Below are 21,613 nucleotides of genomic sequence, written 5' to 3' on the forward strand. Positions count from 1 at the left end.
GTGATTCGCAAGCGGGCGCTGTCGTGTTTTCTCAGTCTGTGTCGATTGGTCACGACTTAGGTGGCAAACCCTTTTTGGCAAAGCCGATCTGATTCAAAAGGTCCTCGAACGCGCTCAATTCATCTTTTTTCATCCGCGCGCCGCTGTCGCTGACGGCGTATTGTGTCTGGTCATCCTTGCCCCCCTTGAGCGCATCATCCAACGCCCGGGTGGCGGCGATCAACCGGTTGTCGATCACCTGAGAGGGGAAATCACCCAAATCCTCCTCGGCCTCTATCGTTTCATTGAGCGCCGACCGCCGCGCCGACACCACCGCTATATTGTAAGTAAGTTCGTGCAAAACAACGTCCGCAGGCAATTTTTTTCGCACGCAGGGCTGAATGCTGATCATGCGATCTTCCAGCAGGCGATCTGTGGCCCCCTTGCCGACGGCGGCTTCCACCTCTGCGCGCAATTCGTCGGGTGAGAGTTGCTCGGACAGCCCGATGATCGAGTCGATGACCGTGCGTGCGGTCGGGTCGACGACCTCGAACCGTTCCAGCCCATCGCGGAAGCCAAGCGACACATTCGGGTTGGTCAGCGCAATCGCCGCGATGAGGCGATCGGTCAGCAGGAACAACTTTGCCTCATCAACGGCCCCCGCCAAGAGCGACGCTTTCGCCTCGGGTGTGGCAGTATCGCGCGGTTTGTGATATTTCCCTTTGAAAGGCGGCGCATAATTATCGGGTCGAAATTTTTCCCACCGGTATTCCTTGATCGCTTGTTCATAGTAGCGTTTGACGTCCGGGTCGGGGATTTTTCCCACCAGTGCACGCCAGCGTTTATCCAGATCGGCTTTTTGTTCGGGCGTGCCCCATGGGCGGCGATTCAACTCTGTCGTCCAAAGCTGGACGACCAGGGGATTTGCCTTTTCGTCGATAAAGGACCGCAGGACATTGGATCCATGCGCCTTCAGATAGTCATCCGGGTCCTGCCCATCAGGCAGTTCAACGAAATAAAGGCTGTTGCCGCCGCGCAAGCGTTCGACCGCCAGCGGGATCAAACGATCCGCCGCGCGGCGCCCGGCAGTGTCCCCATCCAGCATTATCTTGGGCTCCGGCCCGATCCGCCACAGCATGTCGAGTTGATGTTCGGTGATCGCCGTTCCCAGTGGGGCGACGGCCCCTTCGAAACCGGCCTCCGACAGGGCGATGACATCCATGTACCCTTCGGCCACGATCAGATCATGGCCCTTGCCCACCGCCTCGCGCGCTTTGCGGATGTTGAAGAGACTTCGGGATTTGTCGAAGAGCGGCGTCTCGGGCGAGTTCAGGTATTTGGCATTGTCTTCGGGGTCCATCGCCCGCCCGCCAAAGGCGATACAACGCCCGCGCCCATCGCGGATCGGGAACATAATGCGGTGACGGAAGGTGTCGTATGGCTCCTTGCCCTTATCGGATGTCTTGGCAAGGCCAGCGTCAATGATGAGGTCTTTGGCGATGCCTTTACCCGTCAGATGCGCCCACAGGTGCGACCAGCCGGGTGGAGCAAATCCGATCTCCCAACGCTCCAACGCATCCTCTTTCAGACCGCGCCCGGACAGATAATCACGCGCCTCCGCCCCGGCCCCGGTCTTGAGTTGCAGGCGAAAGAACTGCAGCGCCTGCTCCATGACCTCGACCAGTTGCGCGTTGCGGTCGGCCTTTTGCTGCGCCTGTGGATCCCGTTCGGGCATGGGCATCCCGGCCTCACCGGCCAGGATTTTGACCGCGTCCATGAAATCCACATTTTCGGTCTCGCGCACGAACGAGATCGCGTCGCCTTTGGCATGGCAGCCAAAGCAATAATAGAACCCCTTACGGTCATCGACGTGAAAGCTGGCAGTCTTTTCCTGATGGAATGGGCATGGTGCCCACAGATCACCCTTGCCCTGGTTGGACTTGCGGACATCCCACATGACCTTGCGCCCGACAACCTGCCCCAGCGACAGGCGGTTGCGCAATTCATCCAAGAATCCGGGGGGCAAGCTCATGATGTATTATCGCGCAGGCCCCGACCAATCACCACACCCTCTTTTGGCCAAAAAAAATCTCCGCCAGAGGCATAAAATCTACCGGCGCGCAGCCACTCCCCGCGCCGCGCTTTCCAATTCATGCACCAGCGTCCCGGCCATCGACCGCATCGCCATGATTTCAAACGCCTGGGCGCCGACCCGTGTGATCGACACGGACATGTGCCGCAGCATCGTTCGTGCGGTATGGCCGTTCCTGAACGCGGATGGCCGCAAATCCATGGGCACCAGTCGCGCCAGCATGTCCTCGACACCTGCGCCCGAGGCTCTTGTGATTGCCCAGGCGTCGGACTGGTCGCTCACTGCAGCAAAACCATCCAAAGTCACCTCGGCTGTGACCAGCCATATTCGATGCCCTGCCCAGAGCACCCGCGCCCGGCGGTTGCTGGTCGCCCGCCCGACAGCCGACAAACCAAGGCCGATCTGATTTTTCAACGCCGCGGATGTCGCCTTGGCCTGTCCGCGAAAAGGGGCCACTGACAAGATGCGGTCCAGCACAACCTCTTCCAGTGCGATACCCCCGACCTCGCGCGGCAACAGGTTTGCGCTGGGTGACAAAGGCAACAACTTAACCACGCGCGCGCTCTCCTTCGGGGTCAAAGAACACCGGATCGCAAACCTCGACCTGTGCCGTGATCTTGCGCAGGTGGTCGACCATCTTGATCACCTCACCATGGCGCGCCCTGCCCCGTTGCAAGAAAGCCAGAGCAAGGTTTGTCTCCAGCGTGGGCGAATAGCAGACCGACGTTGTGTAACCTTGGCTATTTACCCGTACCGGCTCTGCATTCGTCGCAAACAGATGTGCGCCTGCGGTCAGTTGCTTGACCGCGCCGACGGGTTTGAGCCCGACCAGTTGTCCGCGGTTGTCGTCCATCAGCCCCGGGCGCCGTGAGGCGGCTTGTCCGATGCAGTCTTTCTTTGGGCTGATCATCCGATCCATCCCGATGTCGAAGGCTGTTGTCCGCCCGTGGATTTCCGCGTGGGTGATGAACCCTTTTTCGATACGCAGGACATTCAGCGCTTCCATTCCATAAGGGCCGCCGCCCAACATCTCGGCCTGTGTGGTCAGCAGACGGAACAGGCTTTCGCCATAGCGGGCGGGCACCGCTACTTCGTAAGCGTGTTCGCCCGAGAACGAGATGCGGAACAACCGCCCCGGCACGCCGGCCACACCGATGGCACCGCAGGACATGAAGGGCCATTCATCGTTCGTCAGTTCAGCGTCGAGAACGCTATTCAGCAATTCCTGGCTGCGCGGCCCGGCCACGGCAAATTGCGCCCATTGCTCGGTCGCCGAGATCACCCGCGCATCCAGATCGGGACGCAGCGCCTGCAGCGCGAATTCCAGATGCCGCATCACCTGCGCCGCTGCCGCGGTTGTCGTCGTCATCAGGAAATGCTGATCGTCAAACCGCGCGGTGGTTCCGTCATCCATCACATGCCCGTCTTCGCGCAGCATCAGGCCATAGCGTACACGCCCCGGCTTGAGCGTCGAGAATGTGTTGGCGTAAACGAAATCCAGCAAAGCCGCCGCTTCGGGCCCCTGAATGTCGATCTTGCCAAGGGTGGACACGTCGCAGACGCCCACCGCGTTACGCACATAACCGACCTCGCGATCGCAGGATTGCCGCCAATGTGTTTCGCCCGGCGCCGGGTAATAACTGGGCCTGTACCACAATCCGGCCTCGATCATCAGCGCGCTGCGCGCGACACTTGCCTGATGCGAGGTCGTCAGGCGTTCAGGTGCAAAACCCTTTCCCTGGCTGCCCGCCCCAATCGCGGCGATTGAGACTGGCACAAAGGGCGGGCGAAAGGTTGTGGTTCCGGTTTCCGGTATCCCCCGTCCTGTCGCATCCGCCAACACGGCCAAAGCCACCACGTTCGAAGACTTGCCCTGATCGGGGGCCATGCCTTGGGTCGTGTAACGTTTCATATGCTCGACCGACCGGAAATTTTCCTGCACGGACATATCGATATCCTTCACGTGGACATCGTTCTGAAAGTCGATCCATTTGCGGCCCTTTCCCGGCAGAGCCCAAAGCGGGCTGATCTGATAGGCCGTGTCATCTGCAGCAGGCACCGTCACCTGGGGTTTCAACCCCAGGTCCGCGGCAACCTCGGCAGCCGTTTCCGCGCCTTCGCGCAGGCACCCCGCCGTGTCAAATGTGCCGTTACAGGCACCTGTTGCGACCAGCCCCGGAATGCTGTCCGGTGTCGGCACAAAGGACGCGATATCGTCGCGCCACGTAGGCCGCCCATTCATGTGGCAGGTCAAATGTACCGTCGGATTCCAACCGCCCGACATAGCAAGGCAGTCCGTCCACAACTCCCGCGTCCCGCCAGCATGTGACACGGTGATACTTTGCAGGGCGTGCCGTCCTTTGGTGCCTATGATCCGTGCACCAGTGAAAACGGGAAAGTCGCCGCTGACCTCGACATCATCGCGGCTGTCAATCAATGCGGCGACCTTGACCCCGGCAGAGACCAGATCATGCGCTGTGCGATGGGCATCGTCATTGTTCCCGAATATCGTTACAGCCTTGCCGGGGGTCACACTCCAGCGGTTCACATAAGACCGCACCGCGCTGGCCATCATGATCCCCGGACGGTCGTTGTTAGGGAAGGCAATCGGACGCTCCAAAGCGCCGGCGCACAGGATCGCGCGCTTGGCCACGATGCGCCAGAAGCATTCCAGCGGCTTGTCCGGTTTGCGCGGCCCGCTGATCCGCTCCAACGCGCCATATGTCCCCTGATCGTATGCGCCGGTTACCGTCGTCCGCGTCATCAGGCGTACATTGGGAATCGCGTTCAATTCGACAAGAACCTTCGCGATCCATTCCACCCCGGAGGTTCCATCAACCTCTTCCACCTCGCGCAGTAGCCGTCCGCCCATGGCGGTGTCTTCGTCGGCGAGGATCACATCCGCTCCGGCCCGTCCGGCGGTTAGCGCGGCCATCAGTCCAGCGGGGCCACCACCGATGATCAACATATCGCAAAAGGCAAAGGCCTTTTCGTACACATCCTCATTCGACCGCCCACTGAGCGCCCCAAGCCCGGCGGCCCGCCGGATTACCGGTTCATATAGCTTTTTCCAGAACGCCTTGGGCCACATGAAGGTCTTGTAGTAAAAACCGGCGCCCAGAAACGGTGACAGCAGGTCGTTCACCGCCATCATGTCATGGCGCAACGATGGCCAGGCATTCTGGCTGAACACCTCCAACCCCTCGGAAACCTCCAACACCGTCGCCCGCACATTGGGTTCTTTCTGCGCGCCACGCCCGACGGTCACCAGTGCGTTCTGTTCTTCCGACCCTGCCGACATGATCCCGCGCGGGCGATGATACTTGAACGAACGGCCCACCAGTTTGATCCCTTGTGCCAGTAGGGCGGCGGCCACAGGTTCTCCGGGCACGCCCTGGACGGGCTTTCCGTCAAAGGTGAAGGTCACAATGGTGTCAGGCGGGCGCACCCTCATCTTTTGGCCCGCTCGGCCAGGATCACCCCGCTTATGTCATGCGTGACCGTGTTGCGGTTCACGACGACCCAGGCACCGCATCCACCTTCGTGAAACCACAGGTCGCGTGTGTCGCCGGCTGGGTTGTCGCGATTGTGCAGGTAATCGTCCCAAGCCTGCAGTCCCGCATCAGGTGCGGGACGGCGAAGCGCCAGAGCGTCCCCTGAATAATAGAACTCCTGCCGGTCACGTTCGCCGCAATTTGGGCATGTCATTCGCATGTCTTGTCCTAGTGCAAATTGTGCTGAGAGCCGGTGCCCTCTTCATCCATCAGCGCGACCCCATCGCGGAACCGGTCCAGCCGGAACCTTGCCGCCGGTTCATGGTGCCGCCCTGTCGCCATCAGGTGAGCGAGGCTGAAACCCGATCCAGGCACTGCCTTGAACCCGCCGTAGCACCAGCCGCAGTCGATGAAGAGCCCTTCGGTCGGGGTTTTGTCGATGATGGGACTGCCGTCGGGTGTCATGTCCATGATACCACCCCAGGATCGCAGCACCTTGGCCTTGCCGATCATGGGCATGAGGGTCATCGCGGCCTCCATCACGTGTTCCTTCATCGGCAGGTTTCCTCGCGCGGCGTAGGATGCGTAGAAATCGATGTCGCCCCCAAAGACCAGGCCGCCCTTATCCGACTGGCTGATGTAGAAATGGCCCATCCCAAAGCTGACGACATGGTCAATCACCGGCTTCAAACCTTCGGTCACGAAGGCCTGCAAGACGTGGCTTTCGATCGGCAAACGCATCCCGGCCATTGCGGCAACCTGACTTGAGCGACCGGCCACGACGATGCCGACCTTCCCGGCCCTGATCGCGCCGCGGGTCGTCTGGACGCCTTTGACTGCACCGCCTTCGATATCGATGCCGGTTACCTCGCAGTTCTGAATGATATCGACCCCGCGCTGGTCGGCGCCGCGGGCATAGCCCCACGCCACGGCATCATGCCGCGCCGTGCCGCCGCGCCGGTGATAGAGCCCGCCGTAAATCGGGAAGCGCACATTGTCGAAATCAAGATAGGGCAGGACGCGACGAACACCTTCGGTGTCCAGCAGGATCGCATCGTCGCCCTGATTGATCATCGCATTGCCCCGCCGCGCAAAAGCGTCGCGCTGACCGTCCGAGTGGAACAGGTTGATCAGCCCACGTTGCGAATGCATGACGTTGTAGTTGAGCTCCTGCTCTAGACCTTCCCACAGTTTCAACGAATGAGAATAGAATTCCGAGTTGCCGGGCAGAAGGTAGTTTGCCCGCACGATCGTGGTGTTCCGCCCCACATTACCGCCGCCGATATAGCCCTTTTCAAGGACTGCTACATTGGTCAGCCCGTGTTCCTTGGCCAGATAATAAGCCGTTGAAAGCCCGTGACCGCCACCGCCGATGATCACGGCATCATAAGATGGTTTGGGATCAGGATCGCGCCAGACGGGTTTCCAGCCTTTTTGGCCGAACAGCCCTTCTTTGATCACCTGAAAGCCGGAATATCGCATCGTCGGTCCCCTTACCGATGGCGACCTTAACAAGCCTGTCGCGGTCGGAAAGCCCAAAGACGGCATGGGGTGTCGCAGACGGATCGTGGTACTTGGTTGCGAGAGCCGCAAAACCAACGTGACAAGTTCAGGCGATCACATCCAAACCAGCCCTAAGGTGCGCCCGAACCTGGGCACCGGTCTGGCGTAAATTTCAGGCAGCGCGATCGGCCGACCCGCAGCCGTCATGTTCTGCAGTCACGCCTCGCCTGTAAATGAATTTCGTCACGGCTGAAATCGGTATGCTTGCTCCGACGCGCCGGAGAGGAGCCGGACAATCATTCCGTCACCCATTTCGCAAAATATGGAAAAAGAAACTCCAAAAAGTTCATCTTGCGGTCCTCCGTGTCATTTGGCCGATGGCCATTCCAAGGGTGAAGCAGTCGCTTCACAGAGATGACGCGCGAGGAGTGTGTTTTATTCTGCGGCTGAGCGGGACTTTTGCCAGCACTGTTTATCTTAAACCGGCGACGTCGCGGGTAGCGCGTGCTGGATCGGTGCCTCATCACCAACGGATGGTTGCGGCAGGTCCAGAAGATGGGGCGCTGGTGCCGCCTCGATCCGGACGGCACGCATGCCCCCGAATTGTCCCAGCTTGGCCTGTGCGACGACCTGCCCGTCATGCGTTTGCAACCGCACCGAGTTCACGGTGCAGCCGCGCAATGGCAAAACCTGGCCGACGGCCAGATTGCGTGCCTGGCCTAACGGGACCGTCATCCTGTGCAAAAGCGCGTCAAGTTGCCCCGGCGCGCCGCAGACGGCGTCGTGGAACGTGACCGCCCAGTCCGGGCTTTCGATGATGTTTGGCGCAGGCTCCTCGGTCTGGGTGACCACAGGTAACGCCATAACGATCTGCCCATGCCGGTCGGCCACACCCAGATCGACATTGATTCGCAATGCGCGGTAGTTGCCGTCATCCAGCGATAGCCCGGCGGCACGCGCATCGCCGAAGCGATCGCCGAGGGTCAAATCATGCAGCCAGCCATCGCATTCCGTACCTGCCATCGCCGCGGGCAACGCAGCAAGGAAGGGATTCAGCATCGTCGCTGACATCATCAGGTCAGTACCGGTGGCCGCCCGCGTTTCTGCCGCAGCGCCGATGAGTTTGCCGATCGTCTGCATTTCAAGAAGTGCCGCGCGCATCTGCACATCAAGTCCGATCACGCCAACCGGTTGGCCACACCTTTCAAGGCCGATCAGCATCAGATCGCTGCCCAGTGTGTCGAGCAGCGCGTCGAGTTCGTGCACCTCGTCCCCGATTGCCATGATTGTCAGGGACAGGTCCGCGCTGTCTTGTGCGGCCTTGGTCAGCGCCAGCCGCAATGCGCGTGACCAGGTTTGCGGGGGGTCCGCCACCGCAACCGCCTGGCTGCCGGTCATCCGTCGCAAAATCGCTATCTGAGAACTGTCGCTCATCCGCCCATCAGGTTCTATCTCCAACGGCAGATTAGGGGCAGAGTGGTTACGTTTCCGCTAACGCGGTCGCGGTCACGTTGGGCACGACGACGCGAAAGGCGGTTCCGTATTGACCATGCAGATAACTGACCTGGCCCCCTAGCCGCTGCATGACCTCGCGGCAGATGGCCAGACCAAGCCCCGCCCCGCCGGCCTTGGACTGATCTGTAATCCGGGCAAATTTTTCAAAAATCACCTGCTGGTTTTCCGTCGAAATACCGCTACCATTGTCGATGAAATCAATTATGAGCTTATCGTGCCTGTCGCTGACGGCGATCTTCAGACGAGGTTTGTCCGCATCGCAGTATTTCTGCGCATTGGCGATCAGGTTGATGAAAACCTGCCCCAGACGGTCCAGGTCCGTGGTCAGTTCGACAGCCTCATCGCCCGGTTGCCGAACGATATCCAGTTCATCCGGTCTCACGCCGGCAGCACGCACCGCCCTGTCGAGCAGCGCGTCGAGACGTCCCGTCTGTTGGTGCAGGGTGACCTGTCCGTTTTCCAGGACCGATAGATCAAGCAGATCATCAAGCAGTCGGGTCAGACGCAGGGCCTCATCATGGATGATCCCGGCGTAACGTTCTCTTTCGTCCGGGCTGGTCTGTGCATCGCCGAGAATTTCGGAGAATGACCGGATCGAGGTCATCGGCGTGCGCAATTCGTGGCTGATCTGGCTGAGAAACGCATCCTTCTGGATCGACAGGGCGGTCAGCTTGTCATTGGCATCACGCAGGGCCCGCGCGGTGCGTTCCTGTTCGGCCGATTTGATTTCTAGCTGGTTGGAATATTCGAGGATTTGTGCCGCTTCGTCCGCAACGGCGATCAGGTCCTCGACCAGAATACCGCTGCCGCCGGTCAGTTGACCGATCATCGCATGCGCCGTCGCCCCGCCGACCGAGCCCGACAATTCCCGCTCCAGTCCTTCGATGAATTGCGGTGTGACGTCAGGTAGATAACCACGTTTGCCTTGGCGTGCAACCTCGCGTTGAAAGATCGCCTGGGCTTCGTTCGCCCCAAGGATCCGTTGCGCCATGACCAGAAGGTCCTCGGCCCCGGCGGCAGCAGTCGTCCAGGCACGGGCTCCGGTGGATTGATCAAGTGCGTTGACGAATTGTGCACCTTGCAGCCGTTCGAGCGGCTTTGGAAAACTTGTCAGTGATCCGACGATGAACATGAATGTGTTCAGAAGGATCGACCACATCACGCTGTGCACCAAGGGATCCAACCCTTCGATGCCGAACAGGGCGCGCGGGCGCAGCCATCCGACCCCGAAGGGACCGTCCGCCATGACCGTCGTTGATATCACCGCATCGGTGCCAAAGCTGGGCAGATACAGCGTCCACAGCCAAATGACCAAACCGGTTGCCAATCCAAGACCCGCGCCGATCCGGGTCGCCCCACGCCAGAAGATACCGCCGATCATCGCTGGGAGGACTTGCACCACCCCGGCGAACGAGATCAATCCGATCGCGGCGAGCGCGGCACCGCCGCCCGACAGCCGGTAGTAGACGAATCCAAGCCCAAGAATACCGGCGATCGAAAAACGGCGTGCAAGCAGAATGACATCACGCACGTCACCCGACATCACCGCCCGTTCCCGGTTGTTCATCCGCAACCAGATCGGCACGACGATGTGGTTCGAGACCATCGTCGCCAGCGCAATCGTCGCGACGATGACCATCGACGTCGCCGATGAAAAACCACCGAGGAAGGATAGCATCGCCAAACCTTCCCGATTTTCGCTCAGGGGCACGGTCAGAACGAACAGGTCCGGGTTGCTGCCTGCAGGTAGCAGATCAAGCCCGATGACGGCGATTGGCACGACGAAGAGGCTCATCGCGAAGAGGTAAAGCGGGAAGGCCCAACTGGCCGCACGAAGGTGCCTTTCATCGGCATTTTCGACGACGAGGACCTGAAACATGCGCGGCAGACACAAAAAAGCGGCCGCAGAGAGAAAGATGAGCGTGACCCAGCGATCCCCCGCTTGGTTCCAAAGCGGGATGGAGGATGTGTCGATCCGATCCAGCATTGCCGCGGGCCCGCCTGCGATCCCCCAGACCACAAAGATCCCCACGGCCAGCAGCGCCACCAATTTGACAACCGCCTCGACGGCGATGGCCATGACGATGCCGTGGTGGCGTTCGTTGGAATCAAGGTTGCGCGTGCCGAAGAGGATGGTGAAGACGGCGAGGCCGAAGGCGACCCATGCAGCGGCGGCCGTCAGCTCTGCCGGTTCCCATCTACTGCCTCCGGCCTCTGCAAAGACGGCGAAGGACAGTGTCACCGACTGCAGCTGCAGCGCGATGTACGGTGTCGCCGCGATGATCGAAATCAGAGTGACGATCACGCCCAGCTGCGTCGATTTCCCGAAACGCGATGAGATCAGATCGGCGATCGACGTGATCCGCTGACTGCGCCCGATCCGCACCAACCGGCGCAATACCCACCACCAGCCGATCATGATCAGCGTAGGGCCAAGGTAGATCGTCACGAACTCCAACCCCGACCGTGCCGCATAGCCAACCGCGCCGTAGAATGTCCAGGCGGTGCAATAGATGCTCAGCGATAATGTATAGATCAGTGGCGATTGCAGCCAGCGCACCGACCCGGCGGCAGCCCGTCGTTCGGCCCAGAAGGCGACGAGAAACAGCAGGACCACGTAGCCCAGCGCAACGAGGATCAAGATATTGAAGGTGAGCATTACGCGGGCTCATCCTTTGACGGTTTGTCATCGGATGGTCGGATCAGGCGAGCGATCAGTGCAGTGAGCAGAATCAGCAGAACCCAGACACCGAAAATGTACAACATCGCCATCGACTTGCCGTTCTGTGGGTCACCTTTGTCCCAAAGCAGCGGCACCAGCCAGAGTATGATTCCAAGAACCGGCACCAATAGCCCCGCATCGCGCAAACGGCGCTGGCGATAGCTGGATCGCTCCAGAAAGACGCCGGGTTGCGGCTGCTTTTTCATGCCATTATCAGGCTGCGCACGTGATCGCGCACCTCGGTGTTCGAAAACGGTTTGGTCATGAAGTGGTTGGCCCCAAGCCGCAGCGCCAGATCGCGGTCCTTGGCTTGTCCGCGGGCGGTCAGCATCATCACCGGTATCTTTTGGGTTTCGGGCCGCGCGCGCAGATCACGCAGGATGTCAAAGCCGCTACGCCCCGGCAGCATGACATCGAGGATGATCATGTCGGGCGGAAAGGACAGCACCTTGTCCAGCGCTGTTTCCCCGTCTTCGTGGGTATGCACCGTCCATCCATCCCGTGACAGAATAAAACTGATCGCCTCGATAATGTTCGGCTCATCCTCGATCAGAAGGACACGTTTGCCCATCTCATCCCTCCCCAATACTGTACCTGTGCTGCCTCCACAGCTCGCTGAGTCTATCTGCAGGCGGAGGCACCTGTCAAAGCGTGACAGCATCAGATGGTCATTTGATTTGGGGGATGAAAAAGGGTGCGCAGCGTCCGGCGCTACAGGTTGTGTCGTGCAATCGACGACGACCTGAATTTTCTTCCAGGCCCCGGCACCTTTTGCATTGGACCTCTAGTCCATAGGTTGTATTCCTTCTTTTGCTTATCGTCTGCGGAGCCGATCAATTATTCATGCATTTTGGAGTTTCGACCTTGCCTAGAACCGCCGTAATTTCAGCCCTTTTCATGTCCACGATGTTGACAGCGCCAAATGCTGGCATGGCGCAAAGCAGCGCTGAAATCATTGAAAAGCTCGAGGCGAACGCTGAAGGCAATCACGACTTCGTCCAATACTATCGTCAGCTTGTTCAGCAGGTCCAACGCGATCGGGGGGATAGTCTGTTGCGATCGACATTGCAAAACGTGCTGAACCTTTCGCCATCTGGCGAAATCAGCCCCGAAGTGATCGCGCGACAACGGCAAATCGAAACTGCAAACGCAAGAGGTAACCAGATCGGTCGGATTCTCGCATATGATTTGGACGGCAATGGCGAAATCAGCCAAGAAGAGCGCGCGGTTCATCAAGGACGAAACGCCGTCAATGTCGAAGTGCTCTTTGCTCAAGGAGATACTGACGATAACGGTATGATCAGTCTGCCAGAGATCCTCGCGTATGCGGCGACACAGGTGGACACGACGCGACGCGGGTCGCGATATAATCACCTTATGCTATTCGACCTGAATGATGATGGCGTGGTCCGCATTGACGAAATCACCGCGTCCATCGGAGCACTTCAGGACGGCGACCCGGCCCTGCCGCAGCCCATGCATCAGTCCGCTGTGTCGAACACCGTCCGTTGTGATGCACCTGAACCGCCCGACAAATCGGAAGTGGTGGTGCTGAGCGCCTATGAGGGGGCGGCTCTGTCAACGGTAAGTATTGCAGGTATGGATGACGAAACACATGTCGCGGACATCGTCATAGAAGACGGCGACACCCCGTTCTATCTGTTTCTGGCGGCATATTCGAACATGATTTGGAACATATCCGGCGACATCGACCGACTAGATACCGTTGTTGTGCAACGCAGCGGCCAGAGCGAGGACAATGGGGCTGGCGTCATCGGCATTCCGTCAGAGAAGGTTCATTTCGTCAGCCGCAACAGCTGTATCAAGCCCATTCACAGCATTGAAGGTGGCGAAGGTATCATTGCATATCGACAGGTCGCCCGCGGCCTCGGGCAGGATCCGGATCATATGCTTGCCCACTACACCGTGGGCACCATCTCGTTACCGTCGGGCGAAGGATCAAAAGAGGACGGCGAAGGTACGGATATCATTATATATAATGGACAGCGCTATACGCTTGGGCCCGACGGACCGAAGATCATCGATGAATCCGAAGGCCAGGGTTCTGGTGACCGGCCTTTTGGTGTGGGACAAGTGTATCGCGATCTTTTGCGTTTCAGCCCGGGCGGCATCCGCCATCTTGACGCCGACAACGTTGTATCGCCGGGTGATGCGCAAGACTATGATGTATTACCCCAGCAGGCCGGATTGCTGCAACTGCTTCTGGAAGAGAAGATCAGGTACACCCCTGACGGATTTTATCTGATCAGTGAACCGATCGCCCGCTTTCCGGCAGGACTTGCCGGGGCACATTCCGTAAAGTTCATGCTGGCAGAAGGTGTGCCGATGCCGGGTGGTTCTCCCGGTCATTCATCCGTGTACTCTGCTGAAACCGGTGAGTGTGTATCGGGTTTCCGCTGCCGATAGTCACTGAGATCGATTCATGTGAATTGGATCATACATAACTGCCGATCCCCGCGATTGCCGGTTCGCGGCGGCTGTCGCACCTGTTCCGCGGGCAAATCCGACAGGATGTCCCGACAGGGATCGGGTGTGGAGCCAGCGATGGCGGGTCCGGCAGCACCAGCATCGTGCTTTGCAAAGGTTGCGGCCCGTTCAGCCGTGGCGGGCCGACCGGTGCCGCGATGGCATAACACAGCATCTGGGTGTTCAGCGTGCCCGGCATCTCGACAACTGCATGCAGCGGTTGCGCCGGACGGGCGAAGGCACCGAAAAGCGGCCAGAGCGGGCAGGCCCCGCCAAAGCGTGGCAACGCAAAACCGGGCACGGATTTGAGGAAGGTCAGCGCACCGGATGCATCACAGACCGCCAGAGCCATGGGCGGGTGACCGTCATCCGGCAGAAGCGTGGAAAGGCGGCGCAGGATCGCGGCAAAGCCCGTGTTAAACCGCATAGCGAGTGCGACGGGATCATAGGCGGCGTCCCGCGCCGCCGGATCGAATTGCGCCCGCGGCATGGCCACGGCATCCGCATGATAGATGTCGGCCACGATTTGTAACAGTCTCGTTGCGGGTTGCGAAAGGTCGGCCGCGCTGACGAAAGATGCGATGTCTGCGTCATCAGCTTCGAGCGCGGTGAATTGGTGCCCATTGCCGGTGATGAAAATTTCGACCTCTTCCAGCGGCGTGATGGTGTTGGGCTGCGCGGGCTCGGGCTTGTCAAGATATGCGATCAGTGCCTCGCTACTTTGGGCCAGACGGCGGCTGTCGGCATCGATGTTCTGGTGAAAGCGCCGCTGCCAATCGGGGTCCAGTTGTTCCTGTTCGACGAGGATGGCCGCCGACGACCGGATCGCCGTGACGGCCGAAATCACCTCGTGAAGGGAGGTCGACAGGTGCGGATCATAGGCCATGCGATCCGACAGGGTGCGTATCTGCTCTTCGAGCGTTGTGATCCGCTGTTCCTGTGCAGCGATCAGCGCGGCCCAACCCGGATAACGTCCGGCAAGGTCCTCGGCACGCGCCACCTCGGCCATATCGCCGAACCGGGCGGTGGCGGCATGCATCCGATCCAGCAGATCGCTATCGGCCCCCTCGGACAGCGCGATCGGATCAACGCCAAGAACGCGGGCCAGATCGCCCAGCAGCTTGCCGCCGATTCTGCGACGGTTATGTTCGATAAGGTTCAGATATGACGGCGAAATACCGACATCCAACGCAACGGCAGCTTGCTTCAGGCCCTGATCCAGCCGCTTTTCGCGGATACGCGATCCTGTCAGACGATGGGGCGGCATGGAGAATTCCTTGAACGCTTTCAAATGCTTTCTGCGGGCGCAAGAAAACAGATTTACAAGATTGACCCACAAAGAGTAGAAAAATTTACATAAAAGTCCAGCCTGCCCAACCACTTGTTGATCGTTGTGGTAAGTCCGCCCCAAAGTCACGATACACTGGAAAAGTGTTTGTCGCATTGGCCCAAGCCGGTCCGGCAATGATGTTAGGGAGGAAACTAATGACGAAATCGAATTTCTCGCGGCGTGGCGTGCTGAAAACCAGTGCCATCGCCGGCGCAGGGCTGGCGCTGCCGACCTATTTGCGTGCCGATGGGCATGCGGGCTTTACCAATGCGCCGGGCGACAGCGAGGTCATCTTGGGCTTCAACGTGCCTCAGACCGGCCCCTACGCTGACGAAGGCGCCGATGAGTTGCGCGCCTATGAGTTGGCCGTCGAACACCTGAACGGCGGTGGCGACGGCGGCATGCTGAACACGTTCTCGTCAAAAGTCCTGGACGGAACGGGCATCTTGGGTCGCGAAGTCAAATATGTGACCGGCGACACGCAAACCAAATCCGACGCCGCCCGTGCATCGGCGCGGTCGATGATCGAGAAAGACGGGGCTGTCATGATCACCGGGGGATCGTCGTCAGGCGTTGCCGTGGCGGTGCAGGCGCTCTGCCAAGAGGCCGGGATCATCTTTATGGCTGGCCTGACGCATTCGAACGATACGACCGGCAAAGACCGTCGCGCGAATGGTTTCCGCCATTTCTTCAACTCTTACATGTCCGGCGCAGCGCTCGCCCCCATCCTTGCCGCACAATATGGCAGCGACCGTAAGGCCTATCACCTGACTGCGGACTACAACTGGGGCTACACCACGCAAGAGGCGATCCAGTCATCGACCGAAGCGATGGGTTGGGAAACGGTGAATGCGGTGCTGACGCCGCTGACGCAGACCGATTTCTCGTCCTACATCGCGCCGGTTTTGAACTCCGGCGCCGACGTGCTGGTGCTGAACCACTATGGCGGCAACATGGTCAACTCGCTGACTAACGCCGTGCAGTTTGGCCTGCGTGAGGCGCAAGCCAACGGTAAGCAGTTCGAGATCGTCGTACCGCTTTATTCAGAGCTGATGGCGCGCGGTGCGGGCGAAAACATCGCCGGTATCCTCGGCTCTCAGAACTGGGACTGGAAGCTGGAAAACCAGCTGGGCGAGAAATATGCGGGCACCAATGCCTTCGTACAATCCTTCGGCACCAAGTACGGTTTCCCACCATCGCAGGCTGCGCATACATGTTATGTGCAAACACTGCTATACGCGGACGCCGTCACGCGCGCCGGATCGTTCAACCCCTGCGCGGTCGACGAGGCCCTGTCCGGGTTCGAATTCGACGGTCTGGGCAACGGTCCGACGCTGTATCGTGCCGACGATCACCAGTGCTTCAAGGACGTTGTCGTCGTGCGCGGCAAGGAAAACCCCGAGAACGAATTCGATCTTGTCGAAATCGTCGAGGTCACGCCGGTCGATCAGGTCACATATGCGCCCGATCACCCGCAGTTTGCGGGCGGTGAACTGGGCAGCTGCAATCCAGGCGCCTGACGCTAACCGGGTCATCGCCGTTTGGCGGTGACCCCATTGCTTTTCCGACAACGTGCTGCGTTCGCGCGCCCGGTTTCCGGGTGACCGGCCGTGTTTTTGTCGCATCATCAGAGGTCATGATATGGACCAGATCATACTGCAAATTCTCAACGGTCTGGATAAGGGATCGGCTTACGCGCTGATCGCTTTGGGCCTGACGTTGATCTTTGGCACGCTTGGTGTCGTGAATTTTGCCCATGGCGCGTTGTTCATGCTGGGGGCCTTCGTAGCTGTCACGGTCAGCAAAGTGCTGACGCTTAGCCACAAGGTGGTCGACGAAACGCGGACGGATTTTTTGGGTAATCCACTGCAGGTGGATGTGCCCTATGTCTACGATTGGTTCGGACAAGCAGCAGGTGATGTGATCATCGACTGGGCCGTGCCCATCGCCATTGTAGTGGCGATCCCCTTCATGATCTTGGTCGGTTTCATCATGGAGCGGGGCCTGATCAAGCACTTTTACAAAAGACCGCACGCAGATCAGATCCTTGTCACCTTCGGTCTGGCGATCGTGCTGCAAGAAATTATCAAGTATTTCTACGGCGCGAACCCGATCCCCACATCGGCGCCCAGCGCCTTTACCGGCAGCTTTGATTTCGGTGTCGCCTTTGGGTTCGACCCGAATGCGATCATCTATCCCTACTGGCGCCTCGTCTATTTCTTCTTTTCGATCTTCGTGATCGGTGCGGTCTTTGCGTTTCTGCAATTCACGACGTTCGGGATGGTCGTCCGCGCGGGTATGGCCGATCGCGAGACCGTCGGCATGCTGGGGATCAACATCGACAAAAGGTTCACCGTGATGTTCGGCATCGCCGCCGCTGTCGCGGGTCTTGCGGGGGTCATGTATGTGCCGATCAACCCGCCGAATTATCACATGGGGATGGATTTCCTCGTCCTCAGTTTCGTCGTGGTCGTCGTCGGTGGCATGGGATCCCTGCCCGGCGCGGTTGCAGCCGGCTTCCTGCTGGGCATTCTTGAGAGCTTTGCCTCGATGTCGCAGGTCATCGCGGTGCTGCCGGGCATCAACCAGATCATCATCTACCTCGTCGCCATCATCATTCTGTTGACACGTCCACGCGGCCTGATGGGGCGCAAAGGCGTGATGGAGGAATAAGCCATGCTCGGACTACAAGCGAAAGACTTCCGGCTGCTTCTGGTCGTCATTGTCCTGACAATGCTGGCACCATTCATCCTGAACCCCTTCCCGGAGGGGTCGGACATGGCGCAATTCAATGCAGGCTATCCAGACCTGATGCAGCGGTTCGTGATTTTCGGCATCCTTGCCATCGGTTTCAACATTCTGTTCGGGCTGACAGGGTACCTTTCCTTTGGTCACGCTGCTTTTCTGGGTGTCGGTTCTTACGCAGCCGTTTGGATGTTCAAACTGCTCAGCATGAATGTCATTCCCGCGATCCTGCTGTCAGTGGCCATAGCGGGGATTTTCTCACTGATCATCGGCTATGTGTCGCTGCGCCGGTCGGGAATTTATTTCTCGATCCTCACGCTGGCTTTCGCCCAGATGTCGTACGCCCTTGCCTATTCTGTACTGACCCCGCTGACCGGCGGTGAAACAGGCCTTCAACCCAAACCAAATGATCCGCGTATCCTCGATGGTGAATTGGCGGCTGGCGAAACCGCGACACCGGGGTTTTTCGGATTGTTCGACATGCGCGACTCGCTCGAATTGTCCGTGGGCGGCTGGGTGTTCACCTTCAATGCCGGCTATTACTTTGCCGCGATCGTCATGATCATCGCCTTCTACCTCTCGATCCGTATCTTCAGGTCGCCGTTCGGGATGATGCTACGGGCGATCAAGTCCAACCAGACCCGGATGAGCTATACCGGGCTGAACGCGCGGCCCTACACGCTGGCCGCCTTCGTCATCTCGGGTATGTATGCCGGTCTGGCGGGTGGCCTGCTGGTGTCAATGGACCCGCAAGCGGGGGCGGAACGGATGTTCTGGACTGCCTCGGGCGAGATCGTGTTGATGACCATTCTGGGTGGTGCGGGGACCCTGATCGGCCCTGTGCTTGGCGCGGGTTTCATCAAGTATTTCGAAAACATCGTGTCCAAGATCAACAAAACTACATTGGAAAGCTGGTTCTACTGGATGCCTGACGGGATCGAGGATTTCATGATCGCCATCGTCTACCCGTTTGTGGGCAAGGGCTGGCATCTGACTCTTGGCCTGCTGTTCATGCTGGTCGTGATCTTCCTGCCCGGTGGCCTTGTTCAGGGTGGTCAGAAACTGTTCGGCTTTATGAGCCGCAAGAAACCCGATGACGCCAAATCCAGCGCCGCCAAGCCGGCCGAATAAGGAGAGACGATATGGGTATCCTTGAAGTCAAAGGCATCAACAAACGGTTCGGCGGCCTGCAGGCGCTGGGGGATGTGAACCTGAGCGTGGCAGAGAACACGACCCACGCGATCATCGGGCCGAATGGTGCGGGTAAGTCGACTCTGCTGAACGTACTGGTGGGCAAGCTGATCCCGGATAGCGGATCGGTCATGTTCGACGGTCAATCCGTGCTGGGCCGCAAGCCACATGAGATTAACCAGATGGGCATTTCCCGCGTGTTCCAGACCCCCGAAATCTTCGGTGATCTAAGCGTCCTGGAAAACGTCATGATCCCCTGCTTTGCGAAGCGCGATGGCGCATTTCGGATGCACGCCATCGAAAGCGTTGGCGCAGAGCGCGACATTCAGGAACAAGCCGAAGAAATCCTGACAGATGTGAACATGTTGGAAAAACAGAACATGATCGCATCCAGCCTGTCCCGCGGCGACAAGCGGCGGTTGGAAATGGCCATGTGCCTCGTGCAGGATCCGCGCCTCTTGCTGCTCGATGAACCGACGGCGGGCATGGCCCGGGCAGATACGGAAAACACGATCAACCTGCTAAAAGAAATCCGCCAAAAACGGGGGATCACGATGGCGATCATCGAACACGACATGAACGTCGTGTTTTCCCTCGCCGAGCGGATCACCGTGCTGGCGCAGGGCACGCCACTGGTCGAAGACACGCCCGACAATATCAAGGGCCACCCCAAGGTGCGCGAAGCCTATCTGGGCGAAGCGCAGGTCTAGGCAGAGGACAGGAAAATGAATGCACCCTTCAACAAACATGCCAATAACGCGGCCACGCACCCTGCATTTCTGAGTATCTGGGAAATCGAGGCCTACTATGGCGAAAGCTACATCGTTCAGAATATCAGCTTCAACATTCACGAAGGCGAAATCCTTGCCCTTCTGGGCCGCAATGGCGCGGGCAAGACCTCGACCCTGCGGACCATCGCACGGCTGGATGATCCGGAACTGCGTCATGGCGAGATTTGGCTGGACCACAAACCGCTGCACGAGATGAAGAGCTATGAGGCAGCTGGCGCAGGCATCGCGCTGGTACCCGAAGACCGCCGGATCATTCCGGGTTTGACGGTGGAGGAAAATCTGCAACTAGCGCAGATCGCGCCACCCAAGGGCTGGTCGCTGGAGCGCATTTATGACCTCTTCCCGCGCCTTTGCGAGCGTCGCAAACAGGAAGGCGTGACTTTGTCCGGGGGGGAACAACAGATGCTGTCTATCGCCCGTGCCTTGGCCCGTGACATCAAGGTTCTGCTGCTGGACGAACCCTACGAAGGTTTGGCACCGGTGATCGTGCAAGAGATCGCCAAGACGCTGGGGATCATCCGCGACCAGGGGATCACCACAATCATAGTTGAGCAGAATGCTGTTGCAGCGCTGAAACTCGCCGACCGTGCGGTGATCCTGGATACCGGAACAGTGGTTTTCGATGGTTCCGCGGCCGAGGTTCTGGAAAACGAGCAACTGCGCGCGCAATACCTGGCGATCTAATGGGCCTGCGCCGGTAAGGATGAATTGTTCTTATTCTGCCTTGGCCAATTAAGTTGTTGGTAAGGTTCTATGACGATCCTGAAACAGGGGCAGTTTCTGCCGTTCGGAGACGTCAAATGGATACGCAAATCGCACCGACCAACATTTTCCCAACGCCAACGACCTTATCCGCGGTCCGGCAACCGCCGTCTGACACCAAAGTACCCCGGGTGCAAAAGTTGGGCGAAAGCGCCACCCTGCCCTCTGAAGGCCCGTTCATCGCCCAGGTCGTCAACGCACGATTGTCCGGCGACGACTTCCCGGAAAGCCCGGGTGAAATCGCGCCGTCGGAACGCACCTTGCGACCTTATGATGTACCGATGCTGCCCGCAGAAAAATCGAAAGAGCCGTTGGTGGCGACTGCAACCCAAGGCGTCAGTGTTAAGGTCGACCCCGACCCGTTCAGCAAAACTGACTGATCCCGCTCACTTTTTCGAAACGCCCCCGCTTTCCACCCTCGCTGCCTTGACCTATAAGCGACGAAAGGCATTGTGACGCCACGTCGCAATGGCGACAGAACAGGGCAACGGGCCGAGGACAAGATGAGCGACAAAACCCATGACAGCGATGTCAGCTTTATTCAGGCGCTGGCGGCGCTTTTGCGCGAAAACGACCTGACCGAATTGCAGGTCAAACGGGATTATGGGGAAAATGACAGTCTGAACGTTCGGGTCAGTCGGCAGACGCAAATTGTCACAACCGTCGGCACCGCTCCATCGCCCGCAGCACCTGCAGCACCATCACCGACGCCCGCCGCGCCAACGCCCACCAGCAGCGAAAATGCGGATCCCGTCAACCATCCAGGCGCGGTGACCTCACCTATGGTCGGCACCGTATATATGGCACCAGAGCCCGGTGCAGCCCCGTTCACAAGCGTTGGCACCGCGGTAAAGGAAGGCGACACGCTGCTGATCATCGAGGCGATGAAGACAATGAATCACATTCCCGCCCCTCGCGCAGGCACGATCAAACGTATTCTGGTCGAAGATGGTGGCGCGGTCGAATTCGGCGCCCCCCTTGTGATCATCGAATAGGGCGGGC

General features: G+C 59.1%; 18 protein-coding genes and 1 pseudogene. 9 read left to right on the forward strand and 10 right to left on the reverse strand.

Annotated features, from left to right (window positions below):
- Nucleotides 1-49 precede the first annotated feature (49 nt).
- The 9 genes from dnaG to V8J85_RS06735 form a co-directional block, all read right to left on the reverse strand.
- A complete protein-coding gene (dnaG, locus tag V8J85_RS06695) occupies nt 50-2,011 on the reverse strand; it encodes a DNA primase (protein WP_339952903.1) in 1,962 nt (653 codons plus the stop codon).
- A 78-nt stretch (nt 2,012-2,089) separates the two neighbouring features.
- Nucleotides 2,090-2,626 (reverse strand): sarcosine oxidase subunit gamma, encoded by a 537-nt coding sequence (locus V8J85_RS06700; protein WP_339952904.1) that lies wholly within the window; start codon nt 2,624-2,626, stop codon nt 2,090-2,092.
- The gene (locus V8J85_RS06705; protein WP_339952905.1) at nt 2,619-5,525 is read right to left on the reverse strand and encodes a sarcosine oxidase subunit alpha family protein; all 2,907 of its coding nucleotides are present in this window, start codon (nt 5,523-5,525) and stop codon (nt 2,619-2,621) included. The genes V8J85_RS06700 and V8J85_RS06705 overlap by 8 nt, the downstream gene beginning before the upstream one ends.
- Nucleotides 5,522-5,785, reverse strand: a complete 264-nt coding sequence (locus V8J85_RS06710; RefSeq protein WP_339952906.1) for a sarcosine oxidase subunit delta — start codon at nt 5,783-5,785, stop codon at nt 5,522-5,524. The genes V8J85_RS06705 and V8J85_RS06710 overlap by 4 nt, the downstream gene beginning before the upstream one ends.
- Nucleotides 5,786-5,793: 8 nt before the next feature.
- Entirely contained in the window at nt 5,794-7,047 is a 1,254-nt protein-coding gene (locus tag V8J85_RS06715; protein WP_339952907.1) for a sarcosine oxidase subunit beta family protein, read from the reverse strand.
- 498 nt (nt 7,048-7,545) lie between these two features.
- Complete coding sequence (locus V8J85_RS06720) at nt 7,546-8,502, reverse strand: FliM/FliN family flagellar motor C-terminal domain-containing protein (protein WP_339952908.1); 957 nt, start codon at nt 8,500-8,502, stop codon at nt 7,546-7,548.
- A gap of 46 nt (nt 8,503-8,548) precedes the next feature.
- Nucleotides 8,549-11,242 carry an ATP-binding protein gene (locus V8J85_RS06725; protein WP_339952909.1) on the reverse strand — a complete coding sequence of 898 codons (2,694 nt, stop codon included), beginning with the start codon at nt 11,240-11,242 and terminating at the stop codon, nt 8,549-8,551.
- A complete protein-coding gene (locus V8J85_RS06730; RefSeq protein ID WP_339952910.1) occupies nt 11,242-11,511 on the reverse strand; it encodes a hypothetical protein in 270 nt (89 codons plus the stop codon). The genes V8J85_RS06725 and V8J85_RS06730 overlap by 1 nt, the downstream gene beginning before the upstream one ends.
- Nucleotides 11,508-11,876 (reverse strand): response regulator transcription factor, encoded by a 369-nt coding sequence (locus V8J85_RS06735; protein ID WP_339952911.1) that lies wholly within the window; start codon nt 11,874-11,876, stop codon nt 11,508-11,510. Before V8J85_RS06735 ends, V8J85_RS06730 begins: the two co-directional genes overlap by 4 nt.
- 617 nt (nt 11,877-12,493) lie before the next feature.
- On the opposite strand from V8J85_RS06735, the gene V8J85_RS06740 reads away from it, so the two are divergent.
- Nucleotides 12,494-13,732, forward strand: coding sequence for a hypothetical protein (locus V8J85_RS06740; protein ID WP_339952912.1), 1,239 nt, complete (start codon nt 12,494-12,496; stop codon nt 13,730-13,732).
- Nucleotides 13,733-13,760: 28 nt separating this feature from the next.
- On the opposite strand, the gene V8J85_RS06745 is transcribed toward V8J85_RS06740, so the two are convergent.
- A complete protein-coding gene (locus V8J85_RS06745) occupies nt 13,761-15,059 on the reverse strand; it encodes a short-chain fatty acyl-CoA regulator family protein (RefSeq protein WP_339952913.1) in 1,299 nt (432 codons plus the stop codon).
- A 218-nt stretch (nt 15,060-15,277) separates the two neighbouring features.
- Here V8J85_RS06745 and V8J85_RS06750 point away from each other — a divergent pair, with 218 nt between their 5' ends.
- The 8 genes and pseudogenes from V8J85_RS06750 (at nt 15,278) to accB (ending at nt 21,606) form a co-directional block, all read left to right on the forward strand.
- A complete protein-coding gene (locus V8J85_RS06750) occupies nt 15,278-16,642 on the forward strand; it encodes a substrate-binding protein (protein ID WP_339952914.1) in 1,365 nt (454 codons plus the stop codon).
- Between the two features lie 121 nt (nt 16,643-16,763).
- On the forward strand, nt 16,764-17,795 hold the full coding sequence (locus V8J85_RS06755; protein WP_339952915.1) for a branched-chain amino acid ABC transporter permease: 1,032 nt from the start codon (nt 16,764-16,766) through the stop codon (nt 17,793-17,795).
- Between the two features lie 3 nt (nt 17,796-17,798).
- Nucleotides 17,799-18,998 carry a branched-chain amino acid ABC transporter permease gene (locus tag V8J85_RS06760; protein ID WP_339952916.1) on the forward strand — a complete coding sequence of 400 codons (1,200 nt, stop codon included), beginning with the start codon at nt 17,799-17,801 and terminating at the stop codon, nt 18,996-18,998.
- A gap of 11 nt (nt 18,999-19,009) precedes the next feature.
- Nucleotides 19,010-19,528, forward strand: a pseudogene (locus V8J85_RS06765) (ABC transporter ATP-binding protein); the annotation flags it as partial.
- A 105-nt stretch (nt 19,529-19,633) separates the two neighbouring features.
- Nucleotides 19,634-19,768: a hypothetical protein gene (locus tag V8J85_RS20045; protein ID WP_373412707.1), complete on the forward strand. Its 135-nt coding sequence runs from the start codon at nt 19,634-19,636 to the stop codon at nt 19,766-19,768.
- 15 nt (nt 19,769-19,783) lie between these two features.
- Nucleotides 19,784-20,533 (forward strand): ABC transporter ATP-binding protein, encoded by a 750-nt coding sequence (locus tag V8J85_RS06770; protein ID WP_339952918.1) that lies wholly within the window; start codon nt 19,784-19,786, stop codon nt 20,531-20,533.
- 116 nt (nt 20,534-20,649) lie between these two features.
- Nucleotides 20,650-20,991 (forward strand): hypothetical protein, encoded by a 342-nt coding sequence (locus V8J85_RS06775; protein WP_339952919.1) that lies wholly within the window; start codon nt 20,650-20,652, stop codon nt 20,989-20,991.
- Between the two features lie 123 nt (nt 20,992-21,114).
- Nucleotides 21,115-21,606 (forward strand): acetyl-CoA carboxylase biotin carboxyl carrier protein, encoded by a 492-nt coding sequence (gene accB / locus V8J85_RS06780; RefSeq protein ID WP_339952920.1) that lies wholly within the window; start codon nt 21,115-21,117, stop codon nt 21,604-21,606.
- Nucleotides 21,607-21,613 lie beyond the last annotated feature (7 nt).

This window comes from Yoonia sp. 2307UL14-13 (assembly GCF_037572755.1).
Lineage (GTDB): Bacteria > Pseudomonadota > Alphaproteobacteria > Rhodobacterales > Rhodobacteraceae > Yoonia.